11 protein-coding genes are annotated in these 13,983 nt (G+C 57.6%); 5 read left to right on the forward strand and 6 right to left on the reverse strand.

All coding sequences use genetic code 11. The annotated features are described in order from the left end of the window. Window positions 1-240: 240 nt before the first annotated feature. From DSM110093_RS13310 to DSM110093_RS13320, 3 genes are read right to left on the reverse strand one after another with little or no spacing between them, the layout of a single operon-like run. Window positions 241-1,185, reverse strand: a complete 945-nt coding sequence (locus DSM110093_RS13310; RefSeq protein WP_243265539.1) for a cation diffusion facilitator family transporter — start codon at window positions 1,183-1,185, stop codon at window positions 241-243. Between the two features lie 38 nt (window positions 1,186-1,223). Further along, window positions 1,224-1,691 (reverse strand): DUF411 domain-containing protein, encoded by a 468-nt coding sequence (locus DSM110093_RS13315; RefSeq protein ID WP_243265540.1) that lies wholly within the window; start codon window positions 1,689-1,691, stop codon window positions 1,224-1,226. Window positions 1,692-1,710: 19 nt separating this feature from the next. Further along, complete coding sequence (locus DSM110093_RS13320; protein ID WP_243265541.1) at window positions 1,711-3,972, reverse strand: heavy metal translocating P-type ATPase; 2,262 nt, start codon at window positions 3,970-3,972, stop codon at window positions 1,711-1,713. 254 nt (window positions 3,973-4,226) lie between these two features. On the opposite strand from DSM110093_RS13320, the gene DSM110093_RS13325 reads away from it, so the two are divergent. The 5 genes from DSM110093_RS13325 to DSM110093_RS13345 all read left to right on the forward strand — a co-directional run bounded on the left by DSM110093_RS13325 (window position 4,227) and on the right by DSM110093_RS13345 (window position 10,230). Then, entirely contained in the window at window positions 4,227-4,652 is a 426-nt protein-coding gene (locus tag DSM110093_RS13325) for a helix-turn-helix domain-containing protein (RefSeq protein ID WP_243265542.1), read from the forward strand. Window positions 4,653-5,199: 547 nt separating this feature from the next. Next, the gene (locus DSM110093_RS13330) at window positions 5,200-5,538 is read left to right on the forward strand and encodes a hypothetical protein (protein WP_243265543.1); all 339 of its coding nucleotides are present in this window, start codon (window positions 5,200-5,202) and stop codon (window positions 5,536-5,538) included. A gap of 359 nt (window positions 5,539-5,897) precedes the next feature. Beyond that, entirely contained in the window at window positions 5,898-6,437 is a 540-nt protein-coding gene (locus DSM110093_RS13335) for a PAS domain-containing protein (RefSeq protein WP_243265544.1), read from the forward strand. Next, window positions 6,430-9,867, forward strand: coding sequence for a CheR family methyltransferase (locus tag DSM110093_RS13340; RefSeq protein WP_243265545.1), 3,438 nt, complete (start codon window positions 6,430-6,432; stop codon window positions 9,865-9,867). The genes DSM110093_RS13335 and DSM110093_RS13340 overlap by 8 nt, the downstream gene beginning before the upstream one ends. A gap of 3 nt (window positions 9,868-9,870) precedes the next feature. Continuing rightward, on the forward strand, window positions 9,871-10,230 hold the full coding sequence (locus tag DSM110093_RS13345) for a response regulator (protein WP_243265546.1): 360 nt from the start codon (window positions 9,871-9,873) through the stop codon (window positions 10,228-10,230). 413 nt (window positions 10,231-10,643) lie between these two features. Here DSM110093_RS13345 and DSM110093_RS13350 read toward each other — a convergent pair whose 3' ends face one another. From DSM110093_RS13350 to DSM110093_RS13360, 3 genes are all read right to left on the reverse strand, one after another. Then, a complete protein-coding gene (locus DSM110093_RS13350) occupies window positions 10,644-11,276 on the reverse strand; it encodes a tyrosine-type recombinase/integrase (RefSeq protein ID WP_243265547.1) in 633 nt (210 codons plus the stop codon). A 124-nt stretch (window positions 11,277-11,400) separates the two neighbouring features. Further along, the gene (locus DSM110093_RS13355) at window positions 11,401-11,913 is read right to left on the reverse strand and encodes a GNAT family N-acetyltransferase (protein ID WP_243265548.1); all 513 of its coding nucleotides are present in this window, start codon (window positions 11,911-11,913) and stop codon (window positions 11,401-11,403) included. 704 nt (window positions 11,914-12,617) lie between these two features. Next, entirely contained in the window at window positions 12,618-13,592 is a 975-nt protein-coding gene (locus tag DSM110093_RS13360; RefSeq protein ID WP_243265549.1) for an AAA family ATPase, read from the reverse strand. Window positions 13,593-13,983: the final 391 nt, after the last annotated feature.

Here is a 13,983-nt window from a genome sequence, read left to right on the forward strand (position 1 = left end):
CAGCTGACCGCATGAGGGACGGAGTTCTTCGCGGTTGCGCCAAAAGCTTGGCCGGCACGGTCGACCCTTAGCAGATCTTCACCGATTATACCTTATGATACGGTGCGGCACGCCAAACCGGACATTGCCCACACCCATTATTGAGAAGTTATAGAAACCGTAGCGTCTACCGAAATGCATTAAAGGTCAGAAACTGGCCAAGTGAAACGTGCTGCCACGCTGTTCGGCATCTCAAGATGTTTATGCACCAGGTTCTTCGCCGGCGTTGTTTCCACCGTCTTTATGGCCAAACAACGCGGCACCTTGATGGGCATTATCTGAGGTTTCAAACTCAAGGCTCGAGTGGGTGATGCCGAAGTCATCCGCGAGCTTTTTCTTGACCGCCTGCTTTACAGCTTCAAGGTCCGTCCAATCTCGCCCCATCAACACTACATGACAATCAAGCGCCACCTCATGCTCCTGCATCTGCCAGAGATGGACGTGATGCACATCCCGGACCCCATCGACATCAGTCATCGCGTCGACCACTGCGCCTGCATCCATGTCAGGCGGGCTACCCAGCATCAGCATACGGATCGGACCGCCGATTTCAGTGAGTGCCAGATAAAGGATATAAAGCGCGATACCGATGGTGATCGCGGGATCAACCCAACGCAGGTCGTAAAGGATGATGAGCGTGCCGCCGATAATCACCGCGACCGAGGCCAGAGCGTCTGACAGGTTATGCAAGAACAATGCCCTGATGTTCACGCTACCCCTTTGCATCGAATAGGTCAGCAGCGCCGTCATCGTATCAACCACCAGCGCGACCCCGCCCAGAATGACCACCGTCCAGCCCGCCACTTGCGGCGGATCAATCATGCGCATCCCGCCCTCGTAGATCAGATAGATCCCAACAAGAATAAGCGTGGTGTAGTTGATCAGCGCGGCAACGATTTCGATCCGGCCATAGCCAAAGGTCATCCGCGCATCTGCCGGACGCCGTGCGATTTTGCGAGCCACAAAGGCGATCACCAAGGAGGCCATGTCTGAAAAATTGTGAAGCGCGTCCGCGATAAGGGCGAGCGACCCCGCAAAGACACCGCCCACGATCTGCGCCACAGTCAGAAGGGCATTCGCCCAGATGGCCAGTGATACTCTGCGGTCCCCACTTTCGGGGTCAATATGGGCGTGATCATGTGCCATGCGCGCTTCTTGCTTGTTTGGTCCAAGTCCGCTGCGATTTAGGCAGCCTCGTAGCTTGTGAACACCTCGCTGTTGCCATCGCGAGCAATCAGATAGACATCATAGGCGTCGCGCTCACTCTCCGGCCCCATCCCCGGCGAACCATAGGGCATCCCCGGCACGGCAAGGCCGATGGCATCCGGGCGCTCGGCAAGCAATTTACGGATGTCGGCGGGCGGGACGTGCCCTTCGATCATATAGCCGTCAATCTTTCCGGTGTGACAAGAGGCCATGTCCTGCGGGATGCCGTTGTCTTGCTTGTATTTGATCAAGAGCGTTCCCAAGCTGCGCTCGGTCGTCACGGCAAAACCCTCGTTCTCCAGAATCTCGATCCACGCCGAACAGCAGCCGCAGTTGGGGTCTTTCATCACGTGGATGGCGGGCTTGCCTTCGGCCCATGCCGCAAATGGTGCGGCGGCGGCAAAGCTTGCGGAACAGGCCAGCAGGCTGCGTCGTGTGAGGGTCATGTAAAATCCTTCCAAAGGTTCAGACTGTCGTTTCGTTGGTTGCATGGGTTGTAGGGCGGCAACCGGGCTCGGCCAACCGCTCGGCGGTAGTTGACCGGAAAAACAGCAGCCGCAGGGCGTTGAGCGTTACCAGAACAGTCGCGCCAGTATCCGCCAGGATCGCAATCCAGAGGCCGGTGATGCCAAGCACCGTGGTGACAAGGAACACGGCTTTCAGCCCGAGCGCGATGGCGATGTTCTGCCGGATATTGCCCATCGCGGCGCGGGCGAGACGGATCTGGCCGGGCACATCTGTCACCCGGTCACGCAAAATCGCGGCATCGGCAGTCTCGAGCGCCACATCGGTGCCGGAGCCCATTGCGACGCCCACGTGCGCTGCGGCCAATGCAGGGGCATCATTGATGCCGTCGCCGATCATCATGACCTTCGCCTCAGCCGTGAGGTTTTGAATGGCCGCAACCTTATCCTCCGGCATCAATTCAGCGCGGTGGTCGATGCCCAGCCCCTCTGCAATGGCCGCAGCGGTGCGCCGGTTGTCCCCGGTGAGCATCACCGATGAAATACCCAAAGCGTTCAATTGCGCCACTGCTTCTGCCGCATCGGCGCGGGGTTCATCGCGAAGAGCAATGAGGCCTTGGGCCTCGTTATCGCGCAAGACAATCACCACGGTCTTGCCCTGCGCTTCGAGCGTCTCGACCTGGGCGCGCAAAGTCTCTGACAGCGCCCCGCGTTCTGCCGCCAAACGCGGCGAGCCGACGCAGATGGTTGCCCCCGCGATCACCGCCTCGGCCCCTTTGCCGGGCAAGGCGCGGGACTGTGTCGCTGCGGCGGGGTCGATGTCGCGTGCCTCAGCCGCACCGCAAATCGCTTGGCCGAGCGGGTGGCTCGCACCGTTCTCAACTCCAGCGGCGAGGGCCAGAAGATCGGCTTCATTTCCCACAAGCACCTGAACATCAGTTACGCGGGGCTTGCCGTGGGTCAGCGTTCCAGTCTTGTCAAAAACCACATCGGTGACCCGCGCCGCCGCTTCGATCACTGCGCCGCCCTTCATCAGCAACCCGTTGCGCGCCCCGGTGGACAGGGCCGAGGTGATCGACGCAGGCACCGAGATCACCAGCGCGCAGGGGCAGCCGATCAGCAACAGAGCCAGCGCCCGATAGATCCATTCGCCCCAGGCGCCACCAAAGACAAGCGGCGGCACCACGGCCACTAAAGCGGCCATACCGACCACGGCAGGCATGTAGACGCGGCTGAACCGATCGATGAAGCGCTCGGTCGGCGCGCGGGCGCTCTCGGCCTCTTCCACCAGCCGCACAATACGCGCGATGGTGTTGTCCGCCGCAACCTTTGTGACTCGGATGCGCAGCAACGCTTCTGTGTTGATCGATCCGGCAAAGACATCCGCACCCGGCTCCTTAAGGCGCGGCACGCTTTCGCCGGTAACGGGGCTTTCGTCTACGCCCGAAGTGCCGCTGACCACCTCGCCGTCACAGGGCACCCGGTCCCCGGGGCGCACCTGCACAATCTGGCCGACGCTGAGCGCCTCTGCCGCCACCTCCCGCGTCTTGTTGCCCACCTCAAGCCGCGCCGTTTTCGGCACCAGCTTGGTCAGCGCACGGATGCTGTTGCGGGCCTTCCCGGCAGAGACACCTTCCAACAATTCGCCCACGGCAAAGAGAAAGACCACCAGCGCGGCTTCTTCCGGCTCTCCGATCACAAGCGCGCCACTGGCGGCGATGGTCATGAGCATTTCGATTGTAAAGGGCATGCCCACCCGCGCCATGGCAAAGGCCCGGCGCGCGACGGGAATAAGCCCGATCAACGTGGCTACGACAAAAGCCCAATGCGAAACCTCAGCAGGCAGGACAAGCCGCGAGGCCCATGCCATTGCGAGCAGAGCGCCGCTGCCGAGGACCAAGCGGCCTTTCGCGGTTTGATACCAAGCGGGGTCTGGCATCTCTTCGGGCGCATGCGCTTGAGGTGATGCCGCTGTCCCACCGATCACCGCATCGTCCGGCAGGATGAAACCGCCCTTCGGCCTCTCTGCCTGTGCCCCCTTCGGAGAGATGCCAAAACCGATGCCGCGCACGGCCTTCTCGATCCGCTCGGGCGAGGTCTCATTCTTATCCAGCGTCAGGCACAGCCGTTCTGACATCAGCGCGACATCGACATCCGCGACCCCGGGCAAGCGCTCCACCGCGCCGCGCACCTTGGCCGCGCAGGCGCCGCAGTCCATCCCCGTGACGCGCCATTCCCGTTGTGCTATGCTCCCGTCCGTCATGTCTGCTTCCAATCCGATTCACCGTCAGACACAGAGATACGACCTACAGCAACTGTAGCTTCAAGTGGTTTGTTTAACTTTTCTTCTCCCGATCATCCTTCTTTGCAATAGGCTGCGAGAATGGCCGCGTGGCGGAACGTGATACAACGATTTGCAGAAATCTCAGCGTTGAGTGTCATCCAGTTCACGAACTGCCGGCTTGTGCGACACCCTTCAAAAAACCTACAGAGACTGTAGAATGAAAGGCGTCAGATATGCTCGCGATCGGCACACTCGCAAAACGGACCGGCACCAAAGTGCAGACGATCCGGTATTACGAACAGATCGGTCTGATGCCCGAGCCGGGCCGGACCGAAGGCGGCCAGCGGCGTTACGGCGATGCTGAGTTGGACCGCCTCTCCTTCATCCGCCATTCCCGCCAGCTCGGCTTTTCGCTCGAGGCGATCCGAGAGTTGTTGGACCTCTCAGACACGCCAGACCGGTCCTGTGCGCAGGTCGATGCCATCGCCCAAAGGCAACTTCGCGACGTCGAGGCGCGGCTAGTGCGGCTCGAGGCCCTCCGCGTTGAATTGCTACGCATGATCGGTGCCTGCAATGCGGATCGGGTGGCTGATTGTCGCATTCTTGAGGTGCTGCGCGACCATGAGGAATGTCTTGCCGATCACGGGCCCACCGCCTGATGCCCGCTGCCCCCCCTCTATCCGCTTGCGGCATTGGCAAATACATTAGGGTGTTTCCCGGTCTGAGAGTTGCAAGAGGTTGCCGCTGTAGCTGGTGTCAGGGCTGCTGAGCCTGCTTTCGGCAAAGCTGACCTTTGTGCAATTTGCAGCGAGTGTCTGGTTTCCGCCCTTCCTACATGAGGGAGCGCCAACGCGAACGGCCCTTAGCTGCCGTTCGTCAGTCATTCGGTACGCTGCGTTGCGGCCCGTCTAAGCGGCCATTCGTGCCACTTGCAGCATTTTCGGAGACTGAAGGTCGGCAGTGCGGACTTTCCTGCCGTTCGCTGCGACCGCTAAGTTTCCACCGCGATTGCGAGGGCCTTTGGAATGAAGGGCGAAAGCAACGTTCGCCACGCTCGCGCAGCCACCCCAACAGGGAACCGGAAGCGGGCATCCATCGAGGAGCAGTACCCGTGTCCTATTGGAGGTCAGAACAGATTAGAATTGAACAGCGATCTGATCCAATTCGAGAACGACCGCAATGTCAATCAGAACGACCTGAGCGGGCTTGAGTCGTGCAATCTCAAGAAATCAGCGAGTTGCTCTTGTTTTATTGTCCGCTTCAGTCATTGCTGAGACGGTGACGTTTGAAGGCGAGAGGTTAGGATACACGTTCCTCAAACGTTGCATGATGCTGTCAACGGCCAGAAATACGCGGATGCACGCAGTGATGGCGCAGAGCACTGCGCTCGGCGGCGACGGTATGCTTCTTCCTCTCTCCCTTCGCGAAGCTACGCAACCCGAGATCATCGAACTTGCAGACCCACTCATCACTTCGCCGATTGTTCTGCTTCACAAAAGCGACAGTGCCTGCCAGCACGAAGGCGGAACATGGGAGTGGAATTGACGTCGATTGAAGTAAGAGGCAGTTCGTCCAGTGGAAAGTCCGTATCTGGGCTTGCTAAAAATCACTTTCTCCCATCCAACGCACCCCATGATTTTTCACAGGGGTCTCGAAGCTTTTGTGATAGAAGGTATCTGACGCCTTTGTCCATCTTAGCGCAACACAACATCAGTTGGACCACCTGTAAGTTACCCCACTTTTTGGGCCCATACCGTCTTCAAAAATTTTGTGTTGATCCATTCTGAACCCGCGTTACGTATGGGCCTCAGTCTGGCTCAAAGCCGGGCCTCTTTGGGCTATCTGTGCGGTTTTTGGCTGCGGTGCGCCTTGGGGTGCTTCAAACCGCGTTAAGGAATTCAAGATTGCCATCTAAAGTGCCAGCCTCTCTTCTCGAATACATACAAAAAGCAGGTATTCCCCTCGCGCTTGGTGCTTTGGATGAGCCTGATGAGCCGCTGGTCGAGGTTAACGAGGCTTTTTGTACGCTGACGGGCTATACCCGTAGGTCGGTATTGGGGTGGAACTGCCGGTTCTTGCAACCTCGGACCGATGAGGTTCGGGACGCACGATTGAAGATGCGGAATTTCTTGAACGACCCTGAGGCCGAGGCCGGTCGGTTCGAGGTGCCGAACCTGCGCTCTGATGGCACGCCCTTCGTCAATTTGGTTTTCATGTCCCGGCTCAAGAAACGGTCAGGAACTGGCAGCCTGATTTTCGCCTCGCAGTTCGATCTCAAAGCGTCCAAGGGCATGGCCGAGCTGAAGGATTATGACGCGCGGTTGGGCAAAAATATCGACGATATGGCGGATCTCAGCGCCAACTACGGTTTGATGATGCGCCAATCGGCAGAGCTTTTGTCGCAATCCGCAACCACCATCGCAAACATCCGCTACGATGGATAAGGGAGCGAAGGCCGATACTGCGCAAAAGCCATTGTCGCAAGAAGATGGGCCGCCGGTCATCGGCATCGGCGCATCCGCGGGCGGGCTTGAGGCGCTGCGCGACATGCTGGCCCCGGCGAAACTGCCGACCGGGATGGCCTATGTCGTGGTGCAACATCTCGACCCGCATCACGAAAGCCTTCTGGCCGAACTGTTGGGCCGCCAAACCACGCTGTCGGTGCGTCAGGCTGAAGAGGGCGAGATGGTCATGGCGGACAATGTCTATATCATTCCGCCCGGTCATGGCCTGTCGATCCATGACGGGAAACTGTCGCTCAAAGCTTTTGAGGAGCCGCGCGGCCTGCGCCGGCCGATCGACGATTTCTTCATGTCGCTGTCCGAGGATGCGGGCCGTCTGTCTGCCTGTGTGATCCTGTCGGGGACCGGGGCGGACGGCACATTGGGGCTGCGCGCGATCAAGGAACATGGCGGGCTGGCGCTGGTGCAAACGCCGCGCTCGGCGCGCTATGACGGGATGCCCCTCTCGGCGGTCTCTACCGGAATGGTCGATTTCGTTTTGCGGCCCGAGGATATGCTTGACCGTCTCAGGGATTACTTTAGCCGCGCCATCGGCGAGATGGGGGCGGTAGTTGGTGACAGTGACCAGATCGACGCCATTTGCCAGACGCTGCGCAGCCAGACCGGGCATGATTTTTCCGGCTACAAACACACCACCTTGGCCCGCCGCATCCAGCGGCGGATGCAGGTGTTGCAGCTTTCCGACCCGGTCGACTACCGCAAAAAGGTGCGCGACGACGACACAGAGGCCGCGGCACTGCTGCGTGATCTGCTGATCAATGTGACACGGTTTTTCCGCGATCCCGAACATTTCGAGACGCTGCGCAAACATGTGATCGCCCCGCTGGTCAAACGCGCCGCGGCGCATCAGGAGATCCGCGTCTGGGTGCCCGGTTGCTCCAGTGGCGAAGAAGCCTATACGCTTGCGATGCTCTTCGACGATGAGGCGCTGCGGCAGGACGCGCCCCCCCGGGTCAGCATCTTTGCGACCGATATCGACGAACAGATGCTGGAGATTGCGCGAGAGGCGCGCTACCTCGCGTCCGCGCTTAACGACATTCCCGAAGAATTCCGGGAGCGTTACACCATCCAGCATGGCGATCACTTCCGCATCGCGCCGGCCATCCGGGATATGGTGCGCATTTCTCCCCACAGTGTGATCAAGGACCCGCCGTTCTCGCGCCTGTCGCTGGTCTGCTGTCGCAACCTGCTGATCTATTTCGGCGAAGAGCTGCAATCGCAGGTGCTGCCGACCTTTCACTACGCGCTGCGGCCTGACGGGTTTCTCTTTTTGGGACCGTCTGAGACCATTGGCCGTTCGGAAGAGCTGTTTACGGCCATCGACCACAAGGCGCGGGTGTTTTCGCGCAACGAGGGGGAGGCGCGCTATTCCGTGCAGTTGCCCTTCTCGACCGACCGCAGGACGCGGCAATTGCATGGCAAATTCTCGGGCGAGCGCGGCGGGGCCACGACGGGGCGCAGTCTGGCGCTGGAGCGTCTGGCCAGCCGCTATGCGCGGCCCTGTGTCGTGCTCGACAGCAACGGGATGATCATCGAAAGCCATGGGCGGCTTGGGCGCTATTTTGAATTCTCCGCTGGCGCCAATCTCTCGGCCTCCCAGACCGCGCGCCCGGGGCTGCGGGAAGTGCTGTTGCCCCTGATGCGCCGAGCCAATGCGGATCGGCAAAGAATGGTAGCGCGGAATATCGAAGTGCGCGCCGAATTTGGCCGCCAGAAGATCGACGTCGTGGCCGACCCGCTGGCTGATGACACTGTGCTCATGGTGTTCCGCGATCTCGCCGCTTTCGAGGTCGAGCCGGATGACGACCTGCTTGAACTGGGGCCCGCGGACGGGCAGATCGAGATGCTCGAAGGTGAGTTGCAGCATATCCGGCGCCAGTTGCGCGATAAGACCGAGGAACTGGAAACCGCGAATGAAGAGCTGAAAAGCTCGAACGAAGAAATGATGTCGATGAACGAAGAGCTTCAGTCGACGAACGAAGAACTCTCCACCGTGAACGATGAGCTGAAGGAGAAGGTCGACCAACTCAGCGTTGCGAATGACGATCTGCGGAACTTCTTTGAATCCACGCAATTGCCGATGGTCGTATTGGATAGCAATATGTGCCTGCGCAGCCATACGGATGCGGCGCTTGAAATCTTCCCTCTCCAGCCCGGTGATCTGGGCCGTCCTCTGCAACAGTTGACCAGCCTGCTGTCGAGCGATGCGCATCTGACCGCCGCCGCGCGGGTGAACGACGGAGAAAAGGCGCTGCGGCAGTCAATGATGCATGCCGATGGTTCGCGCCAATGGATCCTGATGGTCTACCCCTACTACTTGCGCGATGACAAACAGGACGGGGTCACGCTGATTTTCACCGATGTGACCGAAATGACCGACCTACGGGCCGAATTGGACCGCGAGCGGGAGCAGCTTGAACTTGCCGTTCAACTCGCCGGGATCGGCATCTGGGAATACAACCCAAAGGCCGACCGGATTGTCGTCGACGAATGTCAGGCGGCGCTTCTGGAATTGCCCAAGGCTGGCGGGCACCCGGCGCCGGAGTTTTTCGAGCAGGTACTGGATGAGGATCGGACCGGTTTGCGTGAGACCCTTAGGAAATGCGCGGAAGGGGCCGAGGAGGTCTCGACCGAATTCCGCGTACCCGTTCCGGGCGAAGACCGTCCCCGCTGGCTGCGGTGCCTCGCGCGCCCGCTGGCCGCCGAAAACCAGAACCGCGTATTGGGCGTTAGCTTCGACATGACGTCTGACCGCCATCTTGCCGAAAACCGCGAATTGATGATCGGTGAGATGAACCACCGCGTGAAAAACCTGTTCGCCGTGATCAACGCGCTCGTCGCTACAATGGCGCGCGATGCCGTGAGCACTGAACAATTCGTCCGCGATCTTCGCGAAAAGATCGCCGGGCTGGGCCGTGCCCATGCACTGACCAACCGACCGGACAAGGTGCAGGGCGTCACGCTGGAAAGCCTTGTCAAAGCAGTTCTGAAACCGTTTTTGCCGCATTTCGATGTTACCCTCACGGGCTGTGACATCGTGCTTGAGCAATCCGAAGTCACGCCACTGGCGCTGATCTTTCACGAATGGTCGACTAATGCTGCGAAATACGGCGTTCTGGGCGCAGACAGTGGTGAACTCCGGATCACCTGCGAAACCAACGAGGATGATGGTTGGGCGCTCTATTGGCAGGAAATGCGCGAAGATCGTCTTAAGGCAGATGTCGACCCGTCGGGCTTTGGCTCGAATATGTTGCGGATCGCCGCGCAGCAATTGAACGCTAAACTGGAAAATCATGCCGCGGACAAGATGTTCGAATGGAGCCTGAAGCGCCCCGGAAAGAAAGGAACCTAACTTATGGTCAAGATCCTATTGGTCGAGGACGAGCTGCTTGTCGGGATGGATATCAAAATGACATTGGAAGACGAAGGCTTTGAGGTAGACGGGCCATACCCGACAGTCGCCGAAGCGCTCACTGTCGCCAAAACCGCAACGCCCAACCTCGGTTTTCTGGATGTCCGATTGGCGGATGGTGTGGTTGACCCGCTTGCCAGCTGGCTTTTGGAAAAGTCCGTTCCCTTGGTGTTTCACTCGGGACATGCCGAGGCCCATGATTACGGGGCGAGGTATCCTGGAGCGGGCTTTTGCGAGAAGCCCTCGCCCCCCGCGGAATTGGTATCGGTTGTAATCCAGCAACTTACCAAACTTCAAACCTGATATACGAATTTCCTTCGTCATAGGCCCTCCACAGGGTCAACGAAAAATAGTTTTGTTTTTATATCGACGCTTAAGAACTGGTTTGGTCCGGCTATAGCTTCGATCTTTCCTGCTGGTAAGTCGTTAGCGCACGCTGACCGTTTGGCGGTCCGGACTTGTCAGTCAATCGGCAAGGGAGCGCGTCCGAAAAGTGATTTTGCCTAAGATTTGCGTCTTAGGCTTTATCTTGGTTCAGCCATTCATCAAAATGCGCCGGAAAAAGTGCTTCCACATTGGATATCCCGCACAGCCAACTCTCTCTGGGTGGACATCCTGCGTGATACATGAATGGCGGGTTTGGCGAAGCCACCGTACGGCATTAAATTCGAGTTTGAATGTCGGCCTTGGGCCGTCTGTAACGACGGCCCAGCGGTTTAAATTTCGATAGCTTCGGCGATCACCAGCGCATCTTCAAGCTCGACGCCGAGGTACCTGACAGTGCTGTCCATCTTGGTGTGACCTAACAGCAGTTGGACCGCCCTTAGGTTGCCTGTTTTCTTGTAAATCTGCGTGACTTTCGTTCGCCGCATCGAGTACGTGCCATAGGCGCTTGCCTCCAGACCAATGGATGTCACCCAGTCACGCACAATGCGCGCGTACTGGCGGGTAGAGATGTGAAGCCGTTCGTGAAAACGCCCAGGCCAGAGGTATTCGGATCCGACCATCAGCGGCTCCCGCATCCATCTTGCCAGCGATGCACGGGTGCCTTCGGAGATTTCGAAGCGCACAGGTTTCTGGGTCTTGCTCTGAAGAACCGACGCGCGTTCTTTGATTTGGCCTGAAGCCATGACATCGACCACCTTCATCTTGACCAGATCGCAGCCGCGCAGCTTGCTGTCGATGGCAAGATTGAACAGGGCCAGATCACGATGGTTTCCAGCCAATTCCAGCCGCACTCTGATCGCCCAGACATGTTTGGGTTTGAGAGGCCGCTTCTGGCCGACGATCCGGCCTTTGTTCCAGACCGGACGTAGTGCGCGGATGGCGGGTAAGTTTGATGTTTCCATGATAGATCCTCCGATCCACCACGCCCTCCCACATCGACAACCCGACGTTGACATGACATCTTATCACATGATGCTGCGCTGCCTCCGAGGTCCGCAGTGAGCCCAAACCGTCTATCACAGATGGTTATGGCTTGCCCTCGAATGCCAGAGCATTTGATTTCAGATCGTCCGGCGTAAACCTGAAAATCGTCATCTCGTCTACGCTATAGGCGCCAAGGCTTCTGTAGAATTCGATGGTGGGTTTGTTCCAGTCCAGAACCCCCCATTCCATCATCTCGCAGTTTCTCTTGAGGGCAAGAGAGCAAAGATACCCCATAATGATCTTGCCAAGACCCTGATGGCGGACTTTCGTATCCACGAAGAATCCATCGATATAGATTCCTGACCGTCCAGTAAATGCAGATGACTTCTGGCAAAAATAGGCAAAGCCCGCAATTTCGCCCTTGTAGTATCCAAACAGCGCTTCGCCCAGTTTTTCATTCAGAAGCCGTTTGATCTGAGGCTCAGTTGCCGTGATCTTGTCCGACATCTTTTGATAGGCGCCCAGTTTTTTCATGTATTCGACAACAAGCCCCGCATCATCCGGAGAAGCGTGTTGGATCATGAAATTCGGATTGGATGTCGCTATTTTCTGCACAGTTTCATTCTCCCATACCTGTGTTTGCGAAGGTAAATGTCCTGCTAGTCACAGCAAGTCAGAAGATGTCTGCTTTGTCCGCATAGCGGACTTTGGCCCAGACCGTAGCGAACGACTGCTTCCCGCACCTCTCTGTCGGAAACCCTGGCCCTCAATTCTCAAATATCTGCGCAATCGTCAAAATTTCCGCTGATGTCACATCGTCGATGACAATGTACGGTCCAAGTGTATCCATGCTCGGGTTAATACGGACTCTTAGGGTCTTTGAGATCTTTCGCAGCACCGAATGCTTAGCATACAGTTTCAGGCGCGCAGGCGGCCCGCCACCAGCTCGACTGCGGACATCGTATTTGAGCTTCCTTGGTCTATGATCCTCCGAACCACTGCCCGCAAACTCAGAAGAACTTTTGAAGCCGCCTGATGCCAACCTCAACCTCTTGCGAGGTGCTAATCGGGCTACCGGCTCCAAGTGGGAAATTTGGTATCCCCCCAAGAGGATGGGAATACCCTTCAGAGCTTTCACAACGCGGCGCGGCGATGATTCAACTACCTTGCATGGACATGGTTCAGCTTCGGCTGAAGTGAGGGGTTGGGTCCGCGAACGCATCCCGCGATGAACGTTGAAAGGCATCAATACCTCCTATAGAACCTATTTCGTTAGATTGAGTCACAAGCTCTCTGGGCTCGCGCCCGGTTTCTCTCTGTCAATGTAAGTTCGGTCGGTTGATCACCTGCTCGACAGAATCCAGCATTTTCGCGACTGAACGTAGGCTTATGAGTTGCGGAGCCTTGATGGCCTTAATGACCTCGTTAACGGCATAAACGGCTTCGGGCGGGAGGTTCCTTTCTGCACCCAAACGATCTGCAAATCCAAGCAGATGCTCCATAGATAACGGAGGGATTGTTAAAGGCGGGCAACGGCTGAGAAACGGTGCGGACAATCCATCCACGCTGTTTGCGGTCATGATCCATGTGATCCAAGACATATCGAAAGATACGCGGAAATAGGGGCAAGACCATTGCGTGGCCGTCGAGCGCTCGAGCAATGGCAAAAGGCCTTCAGATAAATTAAACCGTTGCCCGCTGCGGGACTCGACCGTGCCGGCTTTCTCGATCTCATCAACCACGACAACCGGGTTCGCAACACCACTGGCCATGATCGATTCCAAGGGCTTTCCCGGCCCGGCGGATCCCCATCCACGTTGGGATCCGGTGACGGAGAATGAAGCGGGTTCGCCAGTAGCTTCGATCACTGACGTCGGTACCATCAAATGCTGCGCCAAGGCGCGCGCCCAATAGGTTTTCCCGATGCCAGGTGGCCCGACCAAAAGCAGAGGCTTCAACCGTGGTGCCGCATCACCGTTGCGCACAGAGGCGCGCATGTCCTGCCAGATTCTCTCCGTTGCCTCTGCCATCCAGGGCATCTCGCAATGGATGGCAGAGGCAATCTCATCGGCGCGGTGTTCGGATTCGACATGAACCAGCGTGGCGCCATTGCGAAACATCTCCAGCCTCTGGCGGTCTTTGTCTGCAAGATGGCCCATGCCTGATCTACGTGAAACCGCGTCTCTGTAGGCTGCTATCTTCCGCTGAATATTGCGCCGATCTCGGTCAGAGATTTGATTGTCCGATTTGCATTTGCCCATCTTCTCTCGGAAATTGATCAGGTGCTGTTTCAACCTATGTTCAATGTCAAAGACCGACGGGGCATTCGGGTCCGGGAAACTCACGTCGGCAAATTTGATGCGTGGCATTTAACGTCCTCTTTTGGCCGGTTCACCAGCAACTTGGTGACCAGCATTCGACAGCGAATGGCTGCCTGGGGTTAATCGAGAGGATCCGGATCCTAGAGAACTTTATGCGAACATCTAATGCCTTCCGTCAACGGCCGCGCCCAGCCTCCTAGACTGCAACGCGAAATGCCGACCCTTTCGGATCGGCATTCAGGAAATTAATCTATTTCAAATACTTAAGCGTTCAGAAAATTTATAATGGCCATTTGATATGGGTCGAAAGGTCAAAAAACAGCAGCAATGGCCATTATTTCCTGTGTCCGACAACTGACGTCCG

This window comes from Sulfitobacter sp. DSM 110093 (assembly GCF_022788715.1).
In the GTDB taxonomy this organism is placed as follows: Bacteria; Pseudomonadota; Alphaproteobacteria; order Rhodobacterales; family Rhodobacteraceae; genus Sulfitobacter.

Bases quoted from the DNA above. Each gene is read 5' to 3' on its own strand.
- DSM110093_RS13340 (WP_243265545.1), top strand. From the start codon at position 6,430: ATGGATAAGGGAGCGAAGGCCGATACTGCGCAAAAGCCATTGTCGCAA.
- DSM110093_RS13350 (WP_243265547.1), bottom strand. From the start codon at position 11,276: ATGGAAACATCAAACTTACCCGCCATCCGCGCACTACGTCCGGTCTGG.
- DSM110093_RS13345 (WP_243265546.1), top strand. From the start codon at position 9,871: ATGGTCAAGATCCTATTGGTCGAGGACGAGCTGCTTGTCGGGATGGAT.
- DSM110093_RS13310 (WP_243265539.1), bottom strand. From the start codon at position 1,185: ATGGCACATGATCACGCCCATATTGACCCCGAAAGTGGGGACCGCAGA.
- DSM110093_RS13320 (WP_243265541.1), bottom strand. From the start codon at position 3,972: ATGACGGACGGGAGCATAGCACAACGGGAATGGCGCGTCACGGGGATG.
- DSM110093_RS13315 (WP_243265540.1), bottom strand. From the start codon at position 1,691: ATGACCCTCACACGACGCAGCCTGCTGGCCTGTTCCGCAAGCTTTGCC.
- DSM110093_RS13325 (WP_243265542.1), top strand. From the start codon at position 4,227: ATGCTCGCGATCGGCACACTCGCAAAACGGACCGGCACCAAAGTGCAG.